Here is a 21,890-nt window from a genome sequence, read left to right as displayed (position 1 = left end):
CATCGATATCCGCTCGAAAAACACTGTTCACAAATCGACAAGGTCAATCTAAAGGGCACCATTTCAGCACGCAACCGACGCTTGCTCTGCATGACCAGACTTGCACAGTCCGAACATTGGTTTGACCACTAGCGCTTTTGGCTGGCGGCATCTACCCAGCGGAAACCGCCAGCGTATTGATGCCCAACGTCTTGTCACAACCAACCCAAAGAGCGCTTCAAACCCGCAAGGCAAGACGGCGTCCCTGCCGCTGTAGATAAGGGAGTCATCAAGATGAGCACACCTTTTCTATCACCTTACCGACATTTCCCTTCACGCTTGCATGTCCTTTTGGCTAGTTCATGCGCTGCCAGGGCGATCCTCTCGGGTTGCAGAGCGAGCGCCCTTTACGTCAGCGTTCCAGCGTGTCTTTCTCCAGCTTGTGTTACTGGGACTCTTCCAGGCTCTCTACGGTCATTTGCAGCAGGTCCTTGAGCTCAGCCACTTCCTGCTCCAGGGCCTCGACCTTCTGCTCTTCAGAGGCTTCGGTGCTGCGCTCTTCGATTTCCTGCATGCGCTTTTGCAGGGTGTCGGAGTCCATGGCATAGACACTGCCAGCGGCAAACATGGAGGCCATCACTGCGGCAAAGATCATTTTGGTTTTCATGTCACTCTCCTTGGAGTCGTCGATAGTGTTTCGACGTTGAATCGTTCTGATATTTTGTGCGTTATCGAGCATCCCTTGGGATCATCTTCCTGGACGCGCCGACACTCTGCCCTCTACTTCTATCTTCGGTCTAACCACTTTCCGTCTTTCCGACTCTCGTCGTAACGTTTTGTTACCCGGCAACATCAAATCTAATCGGCATCCCTCATATTGGCAATTGCAAATATGTCCATCTAATCATTCAGGCACAATATTCGTTTAAGCTGCTGATTTAATTCACCCAAACTTCTTGATTGGAAAGGTGCGCCGACACGGACTCTTGCGCCCACACACCTTGGTAGCCATGTCCTCCACCAGCGCCCCTTCACAAAGGGACCAGGCGCGGACCGGGCTTTCCAGCCCGGGAAAGCCACACTCCCGAGACCGAAAAGCCCTTTCATTTCTATGCCGCATCAGCAACCAGAGCGTCGTCCTGAGCATGCTGTGCACTACGCTCTGCACTCACTGCCTGCCAGGCTGAGCCGGTGATCACCAGCGATGCGCCGAGCAGTACCAGATCCTTGGCCAGGAAGCCTCCGAACAGGGACGGGAATGCCAGGGTGTCACCCGACAGGCTGCTGACGTGCAGCACACCCGGCGTGGTCAACAGGAAGCTGGTCGTTGTCAGAAAGATCACGCTTGCCAAGGCACCACCCACCAGGCCGGCTTTTTTCGAGATGGGATAGGCGGCTACCAGCAGGCCGACGATAATCTCGGCGGTTCCGATCGCGGCCGATACCTGATTGACACTGGCGACATCATAGAGCCAGGCCATCAGTGGCGAACTGGCCACAATGCCCTGGATCGCTGCAGCTTCATCGGGGTGATACTTGAAAAAGCCGATCCAGAAAAGAATGGCGACGACGCCGTACAGGGCCACATAGAAACCCAGTCGAGAAATGGTGGTGTGGTTCATGTCTAACTCTCCGTCTTCACTTTTTTAGTTTGCGTGGATGGCATCCTGACACCTCCACTTTTCTGCTACCGTTTCATTCACGCTTCGTTCGAATATGCACAGAATTCCGACCTCAATAGCGGCAGGCTTCCGGGCAACTCGTCTGTTGTTCATGGTGGTTGGTAGGTGTTACCCGCGACTTTCTTACACGCCTTCTTCATTTTTTTGTCCCGGGCCGCTATCGACACGCCCATCGACATTCCTGGGACGAAAGCAGAGCCATTTGCTTGGCCGCTGCCTGACCTCAGCCAGCGGACAAGCCGTAACGGCTCTAGGAGTTACGGTATCTATGTAGCATTTATTGGAGATTCCTTACGTGCCAATGCTGTGCCGGTCTATGCACTCGGCGACGCAAAAGAAGGAAATACGCCAATTGTTAGCGGGTAGGCACATCGGGCAGTGCACGGTAGAGATAGCAAGAGGCGAAACGATAGGACGACAGAAGCCAGGGAGAAAGGAGCGAGAGAGGAGCGAGAGATCAGCGAAAGATGAGCGAGAGGAGTCGTGCTGGAGATGATGTAGAGCGCAGAGGCGAGTGGAGCACGTACAGACGGGGCGAGTGCAGACGGGGCTAGAGGAGACGAGGCTAGAAATGCGGGAGTGAGCAGGGGCGAAGCGAGAGGGTCGGAGCGAGAAGCTGAAACGCGACGGAGGGGAGAAGCACGGTGAAGACAGCAGCCGTTACCCTCATGACCAGACCATTCCGACAAGCGTCGCTCATCAAGGCCTGAAGACATACCGGATACAGAAGGCGTCGAGCGTCAGCCCAGTCGCTCTTCTCTCGGGGTCATGCCGAAGTGGTTGCGATAGGCCGTGGAAAAGTGGGCGGCAGAAGAAAAGCCGGTCTGCAGTGCGATCTCGCCCGCGGGCTGGTCGGTATCGCGCAACATTCGACGGGCTTTCTGCAGGCGCAGGTCCAGATAGTAGCGGCTCGGCACCGACTTCAGGTACTTCTTGAACAGCCGCTCCAACTGACGGCGAGAGATCCCCAGGTGCTCGGCAAGTTCATGGGTAGACAGCGGCTCCTCGATGTTGGCTTCCATCAGCTGGACCGCCTCGACCAGGCTGTCCGGCGCATGGGCCAGGCGTGAACGCAGGGGGATCTGCTGGGGCTCGTCCCCCATGCGGATGCGCTCCATCACGAAGTACTCGGAGATACGAGTGGCAAGGCCTGAGCCGTGGTGGCTTTCCACCAGGGTGATCATCATGTCCATGGCGGCGGTCCCCCCACCGCAGGTGATCCGGTCACGGTCGATCTCGAACAGCTGCTGTGACAGGCGCACCCTGGGATGGGCCGCCGCGAAGGCCTCGAAACGCTGCCAGGGTAGCGTTGCCTGGTAGCCATCCAGCAGGCCCAGCCGGGCCAGGGCTTCGGTGCCACCGCCGATACCGCCAAGCACCACCCCGGACGCCGCCAGACGCCTGAGCCAGGCGGCCAGGTCATCAGGAATGCCCCCTGGCAGCTTGGCCGGACCACACACCAGCACCATGTCGGGCTGCGACTCCGCCTCCCCCAGCGCGGCGCGTGGCAACACCGTCTGCTGGGATGCGCTGGTGACCGCGTCGCCGCCGCTGGCGTAGCTGGTCAATCGATACAGGGTTCGCCCGTGCAGCAAGTTGGCCACGTGCAGCGGTTCGGTGGCACAGGCGTGCGCCAGCAGCGAAAACCCCGGCATGACCACGACCCCGACCTGTCGAAGCAAATCCGGCGAACGTGTTGTGCTGACGGTGTGTGGCATGGGGGGTCTCGAGGAGTGTGCGCGAGGCATATATTACGCCACTGATCTGCGAGATTCAGCGCCCATGTCCGTTGCGCATGGGCTACACCAGGTCGACACCCACGGCAGCTAGCTTCTCATCGAAGGAGGCCGCGACCTCTCGGTCGCGGCCTCCTTCATCGCCGAACGGCAGCTCTCTGGTTTACAGCTGCACCACGTCGAACTCGGCGACAGGATCAACGTCGGCGTCGTAGTCGACGTCATCGCGCTCAAAGCCAAACAGCTTCAGGAATTCGTGCTTGTAGCCGGCGTAGTCGGTGATGTCGAACAGGTTGTCGCTGGTCACCTGGGGCCACAGGTCCTTGCACGCCTGCTGGACATCGTCACGCAACTCCCAGTCGTCCAGGCGCAGGCGCCCGACGTCATCGGTGGTCGCCTCGCCACCGTAGAGGCGCTCACCGAACAGACGGTTGAGCTGATCGATGGTGCCTTCGTGCAGACCCTGCTCCTTCATCACGCGGTACACCATGGCGATGTACAGCGGCATGACCGGAATCGCCGCACTGGCCTGGGTCACCACGGACTTCAGCACCGCCACGTTGGCACCGCCACCGCTCTGCTTGAGCGAGTCATCGATGGCCGAAGCTGCCCGGTCCAGGTCTTCCTTGGCCTTGCCAAGGGCGCCGTGCCAGTAGATCGGCCAGGTGATCTCGGTACCGATGTAGCTGAACGCCACACTGCGAGCGCCGGGTGCCAGCACGCCGGCCTCGGACAGCGCCTCCATCCACAGTTCCCAATCCTGGCCACCCATGACGTCGATGGTGTCGGCGATCTCCTGCTCGGTCGCCGGCTCCACCTGGGCTTCGATGATGGTGTCCTTGTTGGTATCGATGGCGGTAGCGCGATAGGTCTCGCCGATGGGCTTCAGGCAAGAGCGCTTGAGCTCGCCGGAATCGGGCAGCTTGCGCACCGGGGAAGCCAGCGAGTAGACCACCAGATCGATCTGGCCCATGTCGGCCTTGATCAGCTCGATCGCCTTGTCACGCGCCTCGTGGGAGAAGGCATCGCCATTGATGGACTTGCTGTAGAGCCCTTCTTGCTTGGCGAACTTGTCGAAGGCGGCAGAGTTGTACCAGCCCGCCGTGCCCGGCTTCTTCTCGCTGCCCGGCTTCTCGAAGAACACCCCCAGGGTATCGGCGCCGTAGCCGAAGGCCGCGGTGACGCGCGCGGCCAGACCGTAGCCACTGGAGGCGCCGATGACCAGCACCTTCTTGGGCCCTTTGGATGCATCGAGGCCGCGCGCACGGGTCGCCTCGATCTGCTCGAGGACGTTCTTCTCGCAACCGACGGGATGGGTGGTGGTGCAGATGAATCCGCGTACCTTGGGCTTGATGATCACGACAGACCTCTTCGTTACTCGCGGCTCCCGAGGGAGAGCCATCCAATGTGTAGAGCGTGGTCGCGATATTCTAGCGGCACAGCGCCGCCCTGTCCGCCTTTGTGCACATGCCCCTGACTTCCCGCGCTTTTCCTTGCCGCGCATTGCGCCTGAACACACCAGGGCCCTGTCCGGCTGTGCTGGCGATCGCGTCGCTCTCTTGCCCACCGGCACGGGGTCGGGCAGGATGCTGCCCACCGCTTGAGGAGACCGCCCGATGGATGCACAGACCCTGGTCGATGAACGCGGCGAGCTGTGGCTTGCCCTGGCGCCCATGTGGCTCGAACGCGAGCCCAGAGAGTCCGACTATGCGCGGATGGTCGAGGTGATCGAGCGCGACGGCATCGCCCTCAAGGACCTGGAATGGGTCTTTCGGATCGAGCTGGCGCCGGTATTGTCGCGTCAGCAGATGTCGGTCGCCGGTGAGTGGCGCAAGTTCGATGACCACCAATTGATGCGCCGTCTGGTCGCCCACAACCTTCGCCTCAAGGGCTGGCGACGCAAGTTCTGGGCGCTGTTCTCGGGCCTGACCACCATGATGGTGCGCCATCGCTACAACGAACTGGTGGAACGGCTGGTGGTGGCGCGCGGAGGAGACATACGCTGAGCGCCAAAGAGGTCAGGATTCGTCCAGTGCCCGCTCGAGGTCCAGCATCATGGCGTCGCCCCCATCGCGAGGCCCATAGCGCTTGAGCACACGGCCGTCTCGGGCGACCAGAAACTTGGTGAAGTTCCACTTGATGGCGCGTGTTCCCATCCATCCTCGGGCTTCGGCCTTCAGGCGTTTGAACAGCGGATGGGCCTTGGCGCCATTGACCTCGACCTTTTCCATCAAGGGAAAGGTGACACCGAACTCACGCTCACCGAAAGCGCAGAACTGCTCTGCGGACTCCGGCGACTGCCGTGCGAACTGATTGCAGGGGAACCCGAGCACGGTGAAGCCGCGCTCGCGGTGTTCACGATAGAGCGCCTCCAGCTCCGCCAGCTGAGGGGTGAAGCCGCACTTGCTCGCCACGTTTACCACGAGCAGCACCTGGCCACGCAGGGCGCGGAGGTTGAAGGGCTCGCCGCTATGGGTGCGGCACTCGACATCATGCAGGGTCATGGGATGAACTCGCGCTTACTGTCTTCACGATGACATGCCAGACGTCATTGCGCCAGTCGCAACGCCCTGGCGGCAAAGCGGCATTCAGTTGTCCCCCTCGCGCTCGAGCAGCAACTCGAGGGCCAGCCGCGTATCCGGCGTCACGCCGGCGAGCTCGAGGGCTCGACGCGGTGACATCCAGGCCACGCTGGCGACCTCCTCGGCCTGCAGCGACAAGGGGCCGTCCCACTCTACGCAGTAGACGCTGCCGAAGATGCGATACCCGTCTTCATCGTAGCGAAACTCCAGGCAATGGCGCAGCGCTACAGCGCGGATACCGAGCTCCTCGGCCAGCTCACGACGTGCCGAGACGTGGACCGCCTCCCCGGCGCCGACCACGCCTCCCGCCGCCAGGTCCAGTCCGCCGGGAAAGGCTTCCTTGGTCAGCGTTCGATGCTGCACACATAGTTCACCACGGCGATTGCGTACCACGATGTAGGTGGCGCGGTGCCAGAACCGATAGCGGCGCATTTCAGCGCGCCAGGCGCTGCCACAGGGACGATTGCGGGCATCCACCACCTGCACACGCTCCCGGGCGATCACCGCTGCGGGCGCCTCGCGCTGGTTATCAGGGGACGCCTCGCCAGCATTCGTCACGCCAGAGGCCGTGGGAGCCGAGTCGAAAGAGGAAACAGGGCACATCGAAGGGCTCCACCGAGAAAGCCCCAAGACTACCCATCCCGTCCCGTTGCGTCATCCCTCTCGTTTGACCCGAGGGGCACAGCACACCATGCTGACTATCAGGTCTTTCGTCATCAGGACTGGGCCATGCATGACCAAGCTCCGCGAGAGTGCCTGGCGAGCCACCGGGTCGACAATCAGCCGTACTCTCTTCCCTTCGACGCCTTCGCCGACGACGCCGTGCTTCAGTTCTGGCTGGCCCATCTGGCGCCGGCCTGGGTGAGTTGCCGACTGTCCCTGCTGGGCCAGGATGTCGGTCGTGCGGAGACCCAGCGACTGGGTGACGAGGCAAACCGCCACCCACCCTCATTGCGACTGTTCGATCGTCACGGTCGCCGACTCGACGCCGTCGATTACCACCCGGCCTACCACGCCCTGATGCGCCTGGCTACCACCCGTGGCGTCCATACCATGGCCTGGACGGAGGAGGGGCACGGCGGTCATCAGGCGCACGTGGCGGGACTCTATCTGCTGACCCAGGCCGAAACCGGCATCTGCTGCCCGGTGACCATGACCCACGCCGCCTACCCGGTGCTGCGTCGAGAACGCTCACTGCCGGATTGGTGGGCCTCTGGGCTGCTCGTCGAGGACTACGATTCCAGGGCACTACCGGCGAGCGACAAGCACGCCCTGACCTTCGGCATGGCGATGACCGAGAAGCAGGGTGGCAGCGATGTGCGCACCAACACCACCCGAGCCGAACATGGCGAGGACGGCTGGCGCCTGTACGGACACAAGTGGTTCATGAGCGCCCCCATGTCCGACGCCTTCCTGACCCTGGCTCAGCGAGACGAAGGCCTCAGCTGCTTCCTGGTGCCTCGCTTCGCCCCTGATGGCGAGCGCAACGCCATCGAGATTCAGCGACTGAAGGACAAGTGCGGCAATCGCGCCAATGGCTCCGCCGAGATCGAATATCGGGGGGCCTGGGCCCACCCGCTCGGCGACCCTGGGCGCGGCATCGCCACCATCCTGGAAATGGTTCAGCAGACCCGTCTCGACGCCGCCAGCGCCCCGGTGGGCATGATGCGCCAGGCCTGGCGCGAGGCCTGGCAGCATACCTGTCAGCGTCATGCCTTCGGGGCGCCCTTGGCCGAGCAGCCGGTGATGCGGGCGGTACTGGCGGATCTGGCGCTGGAGGTGGAGGCCGGCGTAGCGCTGATGCTGCGCACCGCTCAGGCCTTCGACGGCGCCAGCCGCGGGGAGGAGCAGGAGCGCGCCCTGGCCCGGCTGCTGCCGAGCCTGGCCAAGTACTGGCACAACAAGCGCGCCCCCGGCTTCATGGCCGAGGCCATGGAGTGCCTCGGAGGCATCGGCTACGTCGAGGAAGCACCGCTGGCGCGGCTCTACCGCGAAGCGCCGGTCAATTCCATCTGGGAAGGGTCCGGCAACGTGATCTGCCTCGACGTGCTGCGGGTCATGGCGCGACACCCCGAGGCCATGGCGGCCCTGTATCAGCTGTTCGAGCATGCCCGAGGTGGACATCCGGATCTGGATCGCGCCTTGGCCCAGCTGCCTCAGCCACAGACCAGCGAAGACCTGGTGCCCAGGGCCCGCTGGCTGACCCAGTGGCTGGCCCAGTGCACCCAGGCAGCGCTGCTGGTCCAGCACGCGCCCCACGAGGTGGCGGATACCTTCTGCCGCACCCGCCTGGGCCAGCACCCGAGCCCGGCCTATGGCGTGTTGCCGACGGCAAGTCCGCTGGACGCCATCCTCCATCGCTCGGCGCCAGCATGAACCGACATCGCCAGCAGCCTCGGCCACGAAATGCTCGCAGCCGGCGGCGGCCTTATCCCGCCAGCACCCTCAGCGCCAGCCCCAGCAGCAGCACCCCGCTGATGCGATTGATCCAGTGGGCGCGAGCCTGGAGCCAGGGCAGCACGCGGGAGTGCGATAGCCCCAACGCCACGATGACGTACCAGCCACCGTCGATCAGCATCGCCGTCAGCACAATGATGGCACGCTCGATCGAGGACATTTCGGGACTGACAAACTGACTGAGCAGCGCGACGAAGAACAGGATCAGCTTGGGATTACCCAGGGCAACCAACAGCCCTTCTCTCGCAGCGACGCGGTGACTGGCGGCGGTGGGTCGGGCGCCCAGCGCTCCGCCACGCCCGGCCCTCAGCGCCTTTATGCCAAGCCAGGCCAGATACAGTGCCCCACCGATCGTGATCACGCGAAAGGCGGAGGGATGGCGTTCGATCACCTCCCCCAGTCCCCAGACGGTCAGCAAGGCGTAGAGGCCGACGCCCAGCGCATGGGCGATCGCCGCCACCACCCCGGAGCTGCGTCCCCCTCCCAGGGTATGACGAAGCACCAGGGCCAGACTTGGACCAGGAGACATGGCCCCCATGGCACAGATGGCGGCCAGAGACATCCACAATGACAGCGGCATCACACTCCCTCGTGAGAATTCCGATGGACTAGACGACGAATGGCGCACAGTTCAGCGTGCTGACACCTACGACCCACGGCGCTCAGCGGCCATCCTTTGCGGCCTGAATCAAAAAAACCATTCTTCGGAAATGACAAAGTTCACGCCCAATGGTCATTTACAAGCATATTAGTATCGATAACGATACTAAATCGGCATCACCAAAAAACGATAACGATCAATCATCGCATGGGAACAGGGAGGGGACGATGTCTGCCCTTCAGGAAGGTCCGATCGTCCGGCTGATCACGCACCCCAACGTGCAGTCGCAGTTGTTCACCCATCACCTGAGCCAGGTACTCGACTGCCAGGTCAGTCCTCTTGCCCCGGAGGCGGTGTCCGGCCTGGAAGCGGAACTGTCGAACTCACCTCCTGGTGTGCAACTGTGGCTACTGGACGCCGATCAGCTATCGCACAGCGACATGCATCGCTGCCACGAGCTCAAGGCACAGTTTCCCGACATTCTGCTGGCGGCGTTCAACCTGGCCAACCAGGAACAAGCCGCTGAATTGTTGGCGTCATTGCACCTTCAGGGCATCTTCTATCGCCGCGACGAACTGGACAATATCTGCAAGGGAATCATCCAACTCCTCGATGGCGCCCTGTGGATGTCGCGTCCGCTGCTTCAGCAGATGTTCGAATATTTCCGACGACAGCAGTTCAACACCTACCGTCCCGTCGCCGGCCTGACCCAGCGGGAGCTGGAAATTCTCGGCTTCATCGGCAACGGCGCGTCCAACCAGGATATCGCCACCCAACTGTTCCTGAGTGAGCATACGGTCAAGTCTCACCTGTACAACATCTTCAAGAAGATCAAGGTGCATCACCGCGCCGAGGCCGCACACTGGGCGCGCAAGCACCTGGGCATCCCGCCCCCCATGACAAAGAATTCACATCGCAGCCGTCTGCCCCGGGAGCTCGAGCCTCGCTGAACCGATCACGACATGGCCTTGCGGCCAGGCTCACTGCAACGAGAACAACATCGTCGCCCCGGCACCACTGCTGGACGAGGAAGAACGATTGCCACGCCCGGTGACCAGCACCTCCAGCCGGCCCCCGGACGCCTGCTGGATGACGGTCATGCTGAACCTTCCGTCAGGCAGGCGCTCTACCCGAGGCGCCCGTCCCGCCCAGGTCCCGCTCCTGTGCTCCTGCCCTGGGCCCGTCCACTCCCACTGAGCGGTGAAGGGAATGCCCTGAGTCCCGGAGAACCGCACGACAATATCGGCCACGGCAACGCCTGTACCCGCGAGGAAAAGCCCCAGCCCGAGGACACACCCTGAGAACCGGTGAGTGAATCGGCCCATCTCCCTCCTCCTTTGCTCATCCAGGTGATGCCAAAGGCTGCGGCTGCGCTGCTCACTGGGCCTTGAGCGAGAAGTCGATGAGCGAAAAGTCGACGAACGAAGGTTAGACAAGGCAAAAATCGGTGAGAAAGCGCAGTTTACGGGGTGTAAATGAGTATTTTGACCGGGCTGGCGCACCAGCCGATTTTTAACGCCGTATTACCGAGCGCAGGCACTTTTCAGACAAGCCCTAGCGATGAAACTGACGCTCTCGCTCCGGCTGCCACAATATCTCTTCCACCCGCCAGCGCCCTGGCTTCCCCAATGCCACCTGGGTCGTCCACTCTTCCCCGACCCGACGGGTCAACAGCTCGGCGCCCAGCGGCGCCATCACCGATAGACCATCTTCGGTCGTCGCCAGCGCATGAGGATAGACCAGCGTGCGCGTCAGAAGTCGGTCCGTGTCGACGTCCCTGAGCACAACCTTGCTGTTCATGCTGACCACGTCATCGGGCATCTCGTCCGGGTCGCGAATCTCGGCACGCTCCAGTCGCTCTTCCAGCAGGTCGGCGGCAGCCCGTTCGGTTCCGCAGGCTTCATCGATCAGGCGCTGTAAACGCTCCGCATCAAGACGGTTGGCAAGTCTCAACGACATCCTTGGCACCTCACTGCTAAACGTCGGCCTGCGTCGAAGACAACGATCGAGAATCAGGCCTGGCAACAAAAAAAGCCCTCCCCGATATAGGGAAGGACTCGTATCAGTTTCAGCATACGACAACTTCTAAAAATAAGAAACTACTTATATTAAACTCGCACCCGCCTCGCCCCTTGCCTGGACACCGTTCTGTCGCCGTCGCATCGACAAGCGCGGACGCAGTTGACGACCGATGTGACAGGCCTGGCAAGCCTGCCTCTACACCGCCGCCTGCCTCCGGAGGCGACAAGCGCGCAGGGTTCACGGCATGGACAGGCGGCTTTTCCAGCCCCCATACTACGTCGCTTTACCCACGCCCGAGGCCCCATGCCGACGAGTTCCACCGCTTCAGAGTCCTCTCCAGAATCCTTGACCGAACTGCTCGACCAGCTACAGGCTGCCAGCCAGGACAAGCGCTGCCTGAGTCTGGCTGAGGTCATCAACGCCGTCGGCAGGCGCAGCTTTGCCCCCATCCTGCTGGTCGCAGGCCTGGTCACGCTCACTCCGCTGATCGGTGATATCCCCGGCGTGCCCACCATGATGGCGCTGCTAGTCGTGCTTGCTGCAGCACAATTGTTAGCCGGAAAAAAGAGTGTCTGGCTGCCGGCCTGGCTGGCGCGGCGTGAGGTGGAGACCGACAAGGTCGAGCGAACCATCGGCTGGATGCGCAAGCCGGCCGCCTGGATCGATCGGTTGTTGAAACCGAGGCTGACTGTATTCACCGGTCAGATCGCCCGTTACCCCATCGGCCTGGCCTGTCTGGCCATTGCGCTCGCCACGCCACCGATGGAACTGATTCCATTCAGTGCCACGCTCGCCGGCGCGGCTCAGACCATGTTCGGCCTGGCCCTGCTGGCGCGAGACGGCCTGATGGCGCTACTGGGCTACCTCTTCACCCTATCGACCGCCTGGGTGGTGCTGGTGGCGCTCTAGGGCTTGTCTGAAAAGTGCCTGCGCTCGGTAATACGGCGTTAAAAATCGGATCAAAATGCTCATTTACACCCCGTAAACTGCGCTCTCTCACCGATTTTTGCCTTGTCTAACCTTCGCTCGTCGACTTTTCGGACAGCGCCTAGCACGAAGCCCCCCCTTCTTTAGAGCAAAGCGGGCGCGGCCCCCTCTCTCTGATCACTGTTCGGCCTGGCCCTGCTGGCACGAGACGGCCTGATGGCGCTGCTGGGCTATCTCTTCACCCTATCCACCGCCTGGGTGGTACTGGTGGCGCTCTAGCGCTGGCCGCAGGACCGGTCGATGGCCTCGAGCCATTTTGCCACCGCCTCGGCGCCACCGTCGGGCACGCCCATCACCCGATCGCCGAGGTAGGCCGCGCGACCAAAGCGTGGATGCATGCGGGCCGAAGCCTCGACGCCGCGCCAGGCCGCCTCGACCGCCCGAGCAAAGGCCTGAGATCCGTCCAATCCCTCTGCCAGCGCGGCCTCGAAGGCCTGGCTGGCCGGCACCAGAGCATCCAGCATGGTGCGATCCCCAGGAGCAGCACCTCCGATCTCGGCGATAGCGTCGCCGGCGGCCTTGAGCGCTCTTGCCCAATCCTGCGCCGCGACCTCCCCTTCGCTCGGCAATGCCTGCGACGCACGCAGCAGGGCAAAGGCGTAGAAGGGACCTGAGCTTCCTCCGATCGCTCGCCTCAGGGCCTCCCCGGCTCTGGCCAGGCAGTCGGCAGGCGCACCAAAAGCGCTGTCCGGCAGCTTGCGCAGCGCCTGGGCCGCGCGCACCATGCTGGCCCCCAGGTCGCCGTCGCCGGCGGCACTGTCGAGCTCGGTCAAGCGCTCCTCGCTGGCCACCATGGCGCTCGCCACCGCCGCCACCGCTCGCTGAAGTCGCTCGCAGGGTGGTCCAGCCTCGTCGGCGCCCGGCAGCGGCTCATCAAGCACGCTGGCAGTCACACTCTTCACCTCCGCTGCCACTTCGGCACTGCCTGGCCAGATGCGTACCTCGGTCGGCGACGTGAGCAAGTCCTCGCGGGCTTCGTCGAGCACCATCAACGACAGCGAGCACCCCGGCATTTCCAACGCCGTCATGAAGTTGCCGCACCACCCCAGCACCGGCTCGGCCCCTAGCTCACGCAGCCTGGTCAAGGCCCGTCGCGCCACGATGGCAAGCTCCATCGGCGGTGTGCCGCCGAGACCATTGACCAGCACACCCAGGCGACACCCCTTCACCGACAACGCCTGGCTCAGAGATTCCAGCATGCTATCGACGATGGTATCCGCCGGCAGCATGGCCGACTTGCGAACCCCTTTCTCGCCATGGATGCCCAATCCGAATTCGATCTCGTCATCACCGAGTTCGAACCCCGGCCGGCCGACCGCCGGCACCGTGCAGGCACCCAAGGAAATACCCATGGTCGCCACCGATTCGGCCGCTCCCCGAGCCAGCGCGGCGACCTCCTCGAGGGGTAGACCACGGGCCACAGCGGCACCGGCGATCTTGTGCACCAGTACCGTCCCGGCCACACCACGACTCTGCTCCCGGGGTAGTGAATCGCGCAGCGCCACGTCATCGGCGACCATCACCACCTCTACTGGAATCCCCCGGACCCTTGCCAGTTCAGCGGCAAGGCGGAAGTTGAGACGATCCCCGGTATAGTTCTTTACCACCAGCAGGGCCCCACGTGGACCGGCGCAGGCAAGGATCGCCGCCAGCACGGCATCGACGCTCGGTGAGGTAAAAACGTCTCCCGCCACGGCGGCCGTCAACATGCCGCGCCCGACGTAGCCAGCGTGGGCCGGCTCGTGTCCGCTGCCGCCGCCGGATATCACCGCCACCGACCGACGCTCAGGGTCTTCAGGTAAGCTAGCGTCGATGACCACGTTTTCTTCATCCATCAGCGCAAGCCCAGGATGAAGGGCCACCATGCCTTCCAGCATCTCGCGAACGCTGCCTCTGGGATCGTTGATCAGCTTCTTCATGATGAGCCTCCTGCCCGACGGTGGATTCAGAATGGCAACATGGATGAGCCTCGAACCCTTGTAAAGCCGGCGCACGAGCCTCGCCCCGCGCTTCACGCACGGCCACGGTGCGCTGAAGCGAAGAGCTGGCCACAGGTTTTTCCGCCACACTGGGCCAGTTGTGCCCAAAAAACAGCAAAGTAGCGCTATCGCACAACCATGCTCATGGCCACCTGATCCTGGTCAAAGGCACAGCCGTCTAAGGGGGCTATTCTGATCTTGCCGACCAAGGATTGGTCGAGTGACAAGTCAGCGACGGCATGGACGCCGTCGCATCGCTTTTCGGGGGCAAGAGGTGGCATTCCGTCCCTCTTCCCAGCAGGGACCGATATGAAAACCTCTCGCCATGACCTGAAACTGTCCGACCCGCTTCACGACTACCTGCAACACCCTTCCACACGACACGCCGTGGACGCCCTGCTCGCCCATGAGCTGGAGCACCTGGCGGTCGGCATGCAGTGGGACGAACTCATCAACCACTGCAATACGCTGATTCTGGCGCATCAGATCCGCAACGATTATCTGGAAATCCTGCTGAAGGCGTCGAAGCGCATCTGGAAGCCATTGATCAAGGGCACCATCTGGCGCGAGCTCTCCATCGGAGAACTCGCCCCGGAACAGCAACCGAGCCCCCAGAACGTCTGGACCCAAGGGTTGTTTCGGTGCTTCATCAATCGCGACAACGGCCAGCCACTGACCACCTTGCTGAGCTGGCATCAGGGCGAAGGGCTGGTGGCCGCGTTCAGCATCGAACCGCGGGATGTCCAGGACATTCCGCCAGGGTGGGAGATCGATGGACAGGACTCCCGCTACTGGCGGACCCAGCCCGGCCTCGCCGAGTATCATCACTCCTCGCTGCTGGACATTTCATCGCTGGTGGGTCTGGCCGAGACCGCCATCACCGCCCTGAGTCAGACTGAAATCGAGCCATCGTGAACGAGTAAACAGGCGCCCTCCCCCCTTCGCCGCAACCTCAGCATATCGGCCTTGCTCCAAGCCTTGTAGGGCACCTTTCGGCCTATTGGTCCCGCACAAACACTCGCTCTCCGGCAATCCAGGTTTCACTCACCCGGGTTTGCCAGAGCTCAGCCGGATCGGCACGCAGAATATCGGTATCCACCAGCACAAAATCCGCCCACTGCCCCGGCATCAAGCCACCCAGGCTACCCTCCTGGTGCGCCGCGTAGGCCGCATCGACGGTAAAGCCGCGCAGGGCTTCGGCCACGGTGAGCTTCTGCCCGGGCAGCCAGCCTCCTTCGGGCTGGTCGTCGCGGTCTTCCCGAGTCACGGCGGCGTGCAAGCCGTAAAAGGGGTTGGCAGGCTCGACCGGAAAGTCGGAACCCGCGGCGATACGACTACCACTGTCCATGAAAAAGCGCCAGGCGTAAGCACCGGCAAGACGCTCCTGGCCTAGCCGGTCGCCGGCCATGTTCTTGTCGCTGGTCGCATGGGTGGGCTGCATCGAGGGAATGACGCCAAGTTCCGTAAATCGCGGTATATCATCGACGCTCACCACCTGCGCATGCTCGATGCGATGGCGAAGCTCACGCCGCTGGGGATCCTGCTCCAGGCTACGCGCATAGACGTCCAGAGCGACACGATTGGCCCGGTCGCCTATCGCGTGCATATTGGCCTGGAATCCCTGGCTGCTGACCTGATCGACCAGCGCCTGCAGGGCATCCTGATTCTGGATCATCAGTCCGCTGGAATCGGGTCTATCACTGTAGGGTGCCAGCAGCGCCGCTCCTCTGCTGCCGAGGGCGCCATCTGCATAGATCTTGACGCTGCGAATATCCAGCCAGTCTTCGGGGTCGTCGTGGATGCCCTGCGCGAGAATCTCGTCAAGCTGTGGGTCGCTTGAAGACACCATCGGGTAGATGCGCACCCCCAACTCACCTGCATCGGCCCTGGACCGGTACATCTCAAGCTCAGCGGCGCTGGCGCCGGCATCGTGCATTCCGGTGATGCCAAGCTCCTGCAGATGTGCCACAGCGGTATCGAAGGCCTTGGCCATTTCCAGTGCACTGCGCGGGGGAATCTTGTCGGTGATAAGCAGCTCGGCATTGTCGATGAAAACGCCGGTCGGTGTGCCGGCATCATCACGAATGATCTCGCCCCCTTCCGGTGCCTGGGTCTCGCCATCCACGCCTGCCATTTCCATGGCCTTGCTGTTGACCCAGATCGCATGCCCATCCACTCGACTCAGCACCACGGGGCGATCGGCAATCACTTCATCGAGCACTTGCGCGGTGGGAAATGCCTTGCCGTCCCACAGCACCTGATTCCATCCCCTGCCGCGTATCCATTCCAGATCGGGATTTGCCGCAGCGAAGTCGGCGACTTCATCAGCGCTCTGCTCGGCCGACGCCAGGCCACGCAACTCGACCTCGAGCAGGCCATAGCCGAGCCCCATCAGATGTCCGTGGGCGTCGATCAGGCCAGGCAACAGCGTGAGGCCTCCCGCATCGATCGTTGCCTGTGGTTCAGGGTACTGCGATAGCAGTTGCTCATCGCCTCGTGCCACCACCTTGCCATCCTCGACGACAAGGGTGGTAAAGCTCACCAGCTGACGATGGACATCGAAACCGTAGCCGTTGGCATCATGAATCACGATGGTATCGGCACAAACACCAAGACTGGCGCCGGCAACCGACAACGCAAGCAACGTTTTATTGAGCATGGGCCTTACTCCTTATCATTGCCGTACGTTGATCATAGGCAGGCTTCCAACCTATTCTAATTCTCCTTAGGCATTCAATGCGCGTGGGATTCAACATGGCGCGACAATTTCTCACGCGCCTTCAGAAATCTGAGACAACCAAGGTGGGACAACAACGAAAAATGAAGGAAAAGGCTAAAAAAATTAGATGTTATTTTTCGTCAAATATTAATGAACAAATTTTCTTTTGCCACTGCTCCAACTTACCGACAACCCCTCCATTTTTCCGAAAAATCAACGCCTTTCCCATACTCCCTCCTCAGCGACACCTGAGCGTCTTCACGCCTTTTTCATGACAAGGATCTCGACCAGTAGATCTTGGTTTGGGACATTAAATTGCTCGACCCAGCACTGAACGAAGTCTCGATGGAAGACTACAGCCGATTCAAGCAATCTAAACAAGCCATTGATATACTTGGAAACACACCATTAGGAAGCGCCATGGATATTCCTCATCAGCGGCTGGTGTATTTCCAGGTCACTGTCGAAGCCGGATCGGTGCGGCAGGCAGCGGCTCGCCTTGACATCGCACCTTCCGCAGTCAGCCGCCAGCTCTCGTTGATCGAAGAAGCGCTTGGCGCACCGCTGCTCGAGCGCTCTCGTCAGGGTGTCGTGCCGACACCAGTGGGCGACATGTTGCTGGACTATTGCCGCAGGCGGGCCGCGCTGGACGACGCCTTCAGTGAAGAGCTCGACGCCTATCAACGCCTCGAGACGGGGCATCTGTCGTTGACCGTCGGCGAAGGCTTTGTCGGTGACCTGCTCGACACACCTTTGCGCACCTTCACCGAGCACTACCGTGGTGTACGTCTCGACGTGAATACCGGCAGCACCAACGCCATCATCGAGGCGGTGGTGCAGGATGAGGCCCACATCGGATTGATGTATCACGAGCGCGTCCATCCGCAGCTACGTTTCTGGCATTCCAGCCGGCAACCCCTGATGGCCTTGATGTCGCCCTCTCATCCCCTGGCTGACACACAGGGCGATCTGCCCCTCGCCTGGATCGCTGATCACCCCATGGCATTGTGGCGAACCGGCCATGGCGTGCGCCAACTGGTCGACGAAGGATTCCGAGATGCTGGCCTGCGCCCACAGCTCAGCATGCAAACCAACTCGCTATCGGTGTTACTCCATGCCGCACGCTCCGACCTCACGCTGACGCTGCTGCCCGCCTTTGCGGCAGCCCGGGAGCTGGAAGATGGACGCCTGGTGGCCAGGGGGGTGGACTGTGATCGCTTTCGCCAGGCCCACGCTTACATCGTCACTCGCGTGGGCCGGCGCATGCCCAGGGCAGGGCTGCAGCTGCTGCGCCACCTTGAGCGTTGGATGCGCGCTTTCAATTCGCGAGCACACCGTTTACCACCATCTGCTTGAAAGGGCTCCTATCCCCCCGGACAGCAACCTGCCATTCCTGCCGGCGCAGTCATGCATCAGCCCACACCACTGCCGTACCCCATGGCGACACTGGCGGAGTCAGCGGTCTCCACCCATACACTCTGGGCAACGGTGTATTCCTTGAGCCCCTCGATGCCGCTGGAACGCCCGAAGCCACTGTCATCGAAACCACCGAACGGGGACATGACGTTGATCGCCTTGTAGCTGTTTATCCAGACGGTCCCGGCCCGCAAGCGAGCCGCCACACGGTGAGCTCGGGCAGGATCCTGAGTCCACACAGCCCCCGCCAGACCAAACCTCGTGGCGTTGGCAAGGCCCACGGCCTGCTCTTCGGTATCGAATGGCATGACCACCACCACAGGTCCGAAGACCTCCTCCTGAGCGATGGTCATCTCCTCGCCAACATCGGCCAGTACGGTGGGCGCCAGAAAGTAGCCCTCGGCCTCGACCGGCAACCCCTCAGGACGCTTGCCACCGCATAGCAAGCGTGCTCCGTCACGTTGCGCTTCTTCGATCATGCTAGTGACATGACGATACTGCCGGGCATTCTGCAGCGGCCCCATCTGAGTTACTTCGTCGCTTGGCAGGCCCACCTTGATCTCGCCAGCCGCGCGGGCAAGGCGCCGACAGACCTCCTCGAAGACCTCTCGCTGCACCAGCAGACGTGAACCGGCGACACAGCTCTGCCCTGCTGCCGCAAAAATGGCCGCCTGGGCGCCGGCAACGGCATCTTCCAGTCGGGCATCGGCAAAGACGATATTGGCTGACTTGCCGCCCAGTTCCAGTACCGAGGGCACCAGCCGTTCGGCGCCCGCCTGGGCAATACGCCGGCCACTTTCGGGAGAACCGACAAACACCAGTTTGCTGACACCCCGGTGCCCCGTCAGAGCCGCCCCGGTGGTCGGCCCGACGCCATTGACGATATTGATCAACCCTTTCGGCAAGCCACTTTGCTCGAGCAGCATGGCAATCACCACCGAACTGAACGGCGTCATCTCGGAAGGCTTGAGCACCACCCCATTACCGGCCGCTATGGCAGGCGCGATTTGCCAGGCGCAGGTGAACATGGGGGCATTCCAGGGTGTGATCTGGCCCACTACCCCATAAGGGAGGTGATGCACGTAGTTCAGATGCGAGGTCGGGACTGGAATCACCTCGCCATGCTGTTTGTCACACCAGCCTGCGTAGTATTCGAACATCTCGCGAACCTTGTCGACCTCCCCCCGGCAGTCGCGAATAGGCTTGCCCGCCACCACACTTTCAAGCTGCGCAAGGGTCTCTTCATGCCCTCTCAGCGCCCAGGCCGCGGCGGTCATACGACGTCCACGCTCACTGGCGGTCAGCGACATCCACACCTGCTGCCCCCGGGTTGCCTCCTCCACGGCGCGGGATACCAGATCACTGCCGGCGTCCCGGTATTGCGTCAACGCCAACCCCGTCACCGGATCAAGTAGCTCGATCGGCTGACCTTGCCCTGCCGTCAATTCTCCACCTACCCAGTTGCTAAGCAGGGTGTCGTCGTGTAAGCCGAGTTGCATCAGCAATTTGTTCAGACACTCAACGGCCTGCATCGCAAGAGCATTCATCGTGAGGTCTCCTGGCGCTCATGGGGCAACGGTTCCCGGGCCATCTCCAGGATGGCATCGGTGATACGGTTGAAATCATCGCTATCGGGCAGTCCCTCGGTATCAGCGTGCCAACGTTCGACCACCTCCGACAACACAGAGAGCGACAACCCCATTGCGTCGCAAGCGTCACGGGCAAGGCGCAGATCCTTGCGCATCAAGCCAGCGGTAAAGCCGGAGTCAAAGCCCCCTGAAAGAACCCACCTGGGGAAGTTGACTTCGCTCACGGCACTACGTCCCGAGCCGCTGTTCAGCCCAGCCAGACAAGCCTTGGGATCGACACCCGCTCGTGCCGCCAGAGCGACCGCTTCGGCGGTGGTCAGCAGATGGGCGGCACACAGATAATTGTTGGCCAGCTTGACCACGTGCCCGCTTCCCGCGGGCCCCACATGGGTAAACCGCGCTGACATGGCCTCGAGCATCGGGGTGACACGCTCGATAGTAGATATCTCGCCACCCAGCAGCATGCCCAGTGACCCCGACGCAGCGCCGGCAGGCCCACCACTGACAGGGGCATCCAGCCACTCGAGACCCGCGTCGACCACCCTTGCGGCAAGCTCCCGGGTGACCGCCGGATCGCTGGTCGAGGTATCGACGATCACACTGCCCCGGGCCGCCAGGGAAAGCAGCCCCGGAGACGACTCGATCACCTCGCGCACCTGGGTCGAGGTGGGGAGCGACAGCAGGTAGACGTCAGACGCCGGCATTTCCGACGGAGCGGCCACGGACAGCCCGCGTGCAGCCAGCCGGTCTCGCGCCTCGGCGGTGACATCTGTTCCGATGACGGAAAAGCCAGCTGCCTGTAGCGTCAGCGCCATATTGCCGCCCATCTGGCCCAGGCCAATCACGACTATTTTCATTATTCCTCCTGTGTTGTGCTTGTTCGATTCGCCCCTGTTACGGGATCGTCAGGCAAGGGGCACCCGACCATGCCGCGAATGGCATGGCAATCCATGTAGGTCACAGGGTCGCTGTTAGCGTCAGCTGTCGCCGAGCAGGGACCGCACCAGCGCGGTCCAGTACGCCACTCCGATGGGTGACAGCTCATCGTTGAAGTCGTAGTGGGGATTGTGAAGCGACGCGCTATCCACGCCATTGCCCAACCAGATGTAGGCGCCAGGCCGCTGCTGAAGCATAAAGGCGAAATCTTCCGAGGCCATGGAGGGCGGCAGATCACGGTGGACTCGACGAATGTCCGGGAGGGAGTCCAATACCTCAGCACAATGGTGAGCACATGACGGGGTGTTGAAGGTCGCCGGGTACCGCGATTGGTAATCGACGCTAGCCTCCAGGTCATGGAACATGGCGGTAGCTTCGATAGCCCGCCGGAAACGGGCCTCGAGGTGATCACGCAACGCAGGATCGAAACAGCGCAGGGTGCCACACAACTCCACCTTCTCGGGCATGACGTTGTAGGCGTCACCAGCGTGGAACTGGGTCACACTCAGTACCGCCGTCTGGTGCGCTGGCGTTTCTCTGCTGACGATGCCCTGAAGCTGGTTGACCAACTGGCAGGCCGCCAGCACCACATCCTTGCCCAGGTGAGGCATGGCCGCGTGGCAGCCATGTCCCGACAGCGTCAGCCGAAAGACATCGAAGGCTGCCATCACCGCAGTGTCATGCACGGCGGCCTCTCCAACCGCCATGCCCGGCCAGTTGTGCACGCCGTATACCGCCTCCATCGGGAAGCGATCGAACAGTCCCTCTTCCACCATGACCCGGCCGCCGCCTTCGTTCTCTTCGGCAGGCTGGAAGATGAAGTACACCCTCCCCGCGAAATCCGGCTCCCTGGCCAGCGTGCAGGCGGCACCCAGCAGCATGGTGGTATGACCGTCATGCCCGCAGGCGTGCATCTTGCCTGGGTTTTGCGACACGTGGCCGAACTCATTGGCTTCTGGCACGTCCAGGGCATCGATGTCCGCCCTCAGCCCGATGGCCCGCTCACCACTCTCTCGACCGTCGACCCACGCAACGATGCCGGTTCCGCCACCGAGGCCGGTCTCCATCTCGATACCGGCATCGGCAAGGATTTCTACGATCCGAGCGCTGGTGCGATGCTCTTCGAAGGCGGTCTCCGGCTGACGGTGAAACTCGTGGCGCCATTCACGCAACAGAGAGGGAGTCACGGATTGCATAGTCGTCTC

At 62.0% G+C, this 21,890-nt stretch carries 19 protein-coding genes; 6 read left to right on the top strand and 13 right to left on the bottom strand.

The window, feature by feature from the left end:
* Window positions 1-424: 424 nt before the first annotated feature.
* From C6W88_RS01595 to fabV, 4 genes are all read right to left on the bottom strand, one after another.
* Window positions 425-646, bottom strand: a complete 222-nt coding sequence (locus C6W88_RS01595; RefSeq protein ID WP_045990898.1) for a hypothetical protein — start codon at window positions 644-646, stop codon at window positions 425-427.
* 442 nt (window positions 647-1,088) lie between these two features.
* Complete coding sequence (locus C6W88_RS01590) at window positions 1,089-1,601, bottom strand: DUF417 family protein (RefSeq protein WP_045990897.1); 513 nt, start codon at window positions 1,599-1,601, stop codon at window positions 1,089-1,091.
* A gap of 800 nt (window positions 1,602-2,401) precedes the next feature.
* Entirely contained in the window at window positions 2,402-3,379 is a 978-nt protein-coding gene (locus C6W88_RS01585) for a GlxA family transcriptional regulator (RefSeq protein ID WP_181248576.1), read from the bottom strand.
* Window positions 3,380-3,560: 181 nt separating this feature from the next.
* A complete protein-coding gene (gene fabV, locus C6W88_RS01580; protein ID WP_045990896.1) occupies window positions 3,561-4,757 on the bottom strand; it encodes an enoyl-ACP reductase FabV in 1,197 nt (398 codons plus the stop codon).
* Between the two features lie 256 nt (window positions 4,758-5,013).
* On the opposite strand from fabV, the gene C6W88_RS01575 reads away from it, so the two are divergent.
* Window positions 5,014-5,403 carry a DUF7079 family protein gene (locus tag C6W88_RS01575; protein ID WP_108131267.1) on the top strand — a complete coding sequence of 130 codons (390 nt, stop codon included), beginning with the start codon at window positions 5,014-5,016 and terminating at the stop codon, window positions 5,401-5,403.
* 12 nt (window positions 5,404-5,415) lie between these two features.
* Here the strand turns inward: C6W88_RS01575 and C6W88_RS01570 are convergent, their stop codons facing one another.
* Together C6W88_RS01570 and C6W88_RS01565 are read right to left on the bottom strand one after the other, a co-directional pair.
* The gene (locus C6W88_RS01570; protein ID WP_108131266.1) at window positions 5,416-5,901 is read right to left on the bottom strand and encodes a glutathione peroxidase; all 486 of its coding nucleotides are present in this window, start codon (window positions 5,899-5,901) and stop codon (window positions 5,416-5,418) included.
* 84 nt (window positions 5,902-5,985) lie between these two features.
* Window positions 5,986-6,537 (bottom strand): NUDIX hydrolase, encoded by a 552-nt coding sequence (locus tag C6W88_RS01565; RefSeq protein WP_231498436.1) that lies wholly within the window; start codon window positions 6,535-6,537, stop codon window positions 5,986-5,988.
* A gap of 171 nt (window positions 6,538-6,708) precedes the next feature.
* Between C6W88_RS01565 and C6W88_RS01560 the strand changes: the two genes are divergently transcribed.
* Window positions 6,709-8,355 (top strand): acyl-CoA dehydrogenase family protein, encoded by a 1,647-nt coding sequence (locus tag C6W88_RS01560; RefSeq protein ID WP_108131264.1) that lies wholly within the window; start codon window positions 6,709-6,711, stop codon window positions 8,353-8,355.
* Between the two features lie 52 nt (window positions 8,356-8,407).
* Here the strand turns inward: C6W88_RS01560 and C6W88_RS01555 are convergent, their stop codons facing one another.
* Window positions 8,408-9,016 carry a LysE family translocator gene (locus tag C6W88_RS01555; RefSeq protein WP_083970155.1) on the bottom strand — a complete coding sequence of 203 codons (609 nt, stop codon included), beginning with the start codon at window positions 9,014-9,016 and terminating at the stop codon, window positions 8,408-8,410.
* A 248-nt stretch (window positions 9,017-9,264) separates the two neighbouring features.
* On the opposite strand from C6W88_RS01555, the gene C6W88_RS01550 reads away from it, so the two are divergent.
* Entirely contained in the window at window positions 9,265-9,987 is a 723-nt protein-coding gene (locus C6W88_RS01550; RefSeq protein WP_108131263.1) for a response regulator transcription factor, read from the top strand.
* Between the two features lie 604 nt (window positions 9,988-10,591).
* Here the strand turns inward: C6W88_RS01550 and C6W88_RS01540 are convergent.
* Window positions 10,592-10,996 (bottom strand): GreA/GreB family elongation factor, encoded by a 405-nt coding sequence (locus C6W88_RS01540; protein WP_045992777.1) that lies wholly within the window; start codon window positions 10,994-10,996, stop codon window positions 10,592-10,594.
* A 366-nt stretch (window positions 10,997-11,362) separates the two neighbouring features.
* Here C6W88_RS01540 and C6W88_RS01535 point away from each other — a divergent pair, with 366 nt between their 5' ends.
* Window positions 11,363-11,968, top strand: a complete 606-nt coding sequence (locus C6W88_RS01535) for an exopolysaccharide biosynthesis protein (RefSeq protein ID WP_108131261.1) — start codon at window positions 11,363-11,365, stop codon at window positions 11,966-11,968.
* 293 nt (window positions 11,969-12,261) lie between these two features.
* On the opposite strand, the gene C6W88_RS01530 is transcribed toward C6W88_RS01535, so the two are convergent.
* Window positions 12,262-13,965 carry a dihydroxyacetone kinase family protein gene (locus C6W88_RS01530; RefSeq protein WP_045992775.1) on the bottom strand — a complete coding sequence of 568 codons (1,704 nt, stop codon included), beginning with the start codon at window positions 13,963-13,965 and terminating at the stop codon, window positions 12,262-12,264.
* 369 nt (window positions 13,966-14,334) lie between these two features.
* Here C6W88_RS01530 and C6W88_RS01525 point away from each other — a divergent pair, with 369 nt between their 5' ends.
* The gene (locus tag C6W88_RS01525; RefSeq protein WP_045992774.1) at window positions 14,335-14,940 is read left to right on the top strand and encodes a hypothetical protein; all 606 of its coding nucleotides are present in this window, start codon (window positions 14,335-14,337) and stop codon (window positions 14,938-14,940) included.
* Between the two features lie 82 nt (window positions 14,941-15,022).
* Here the strand turns inward: C6W88_RS01525 and C6W88_RS01520 are convergent, their stop codons facing one another.
* Window positions 15,023-16,684, bottom strand: coding sequence for an amidohydrolase (locus C6W88_RS01520; protein ID WP_108131260.1), 1,662 nt, complete (start codon window positions 16,682-16,684; stop codon window positions 15,023-15,025).
* Window positions 16,685-17,089: 405 nt separating this feature from the next.
* On the opposite strand from C6W88_RS01520, the gene C6W88_RS01515 reads away from it, so the two are divergent.
* On the top strand, window positions 17,090-18,100 hold the full coding sequence (locus C6W88_RS01515) for a LysR family transcriptional regulator (protein ID WP_231498434.1): 1,011 nt from the start codon (window positions 17,090-17,092) through the stop codon (window positions 18,098-18,100).
* Between the two features lie 56 nt (window positions 18,101-18,156).
* Here the strand turns inward: C6W88_RS01515 and C6W88_RS01510 are convergent, their stop codons facing one another.
* The 3 genes from C6W88_RS01510 to C6W88_RS01500 form a co-directional block, all read right to left on the bottom strand.
* Entirely contained in the window at window positions 18,157-19,707 is a 1,551-nt protein-coding gene (locus C6W88_RS01510) for an aldehyde dehydrogenase family protein (protein WP_108131258.1), read from the bottom strand.
* Window positions 19,704-20,606: an NAD(P)-dependent oxidoreductase gene (locus C6W88_RS01505; protein WP_108131257.1), complete on the bottom strand. Its 903-nt coding sequence runs from the start codon at window positions 20,604-20,606 to the stop codon at window positions 19,704-19,706. Before C6W88_RS01505 ends, C6W88_RS01510 begins: the two co-directional genes overlap by 4 nt.
* A 120-nt stretch (window positions 20,607-20,726) precedes the next feature.
* Window positions 20,727-21,881, bottom strand: coding sequence for a M20 aminoacylase family protein (locus tag C6W88_RS01500; RefSeq protein WP_108131256.1), 1,155 nt, complete (start codon window positions 21,879-21,881; stop codon window positions 20,727-20,729).
* Window positions 21,882-21,890 lie beyond the last annotated feature (9 nt).

The sequence above is a fragment of the Halomonas litopenaei genome (assembly GCF_003045775.1).
GTDB classification, from domain to species: Bacteria; Pseudomonadota; Gammaproteobacteria; order Pseudomonadales; family Halomonadaceae; genus Halomonas; species Halomonas litopenaei.
The sequence above is the reverse complement of the archived record's forward strand: the minus strand, read 5'-3'. Positions and strand labels throughout refer to the sequence as shown.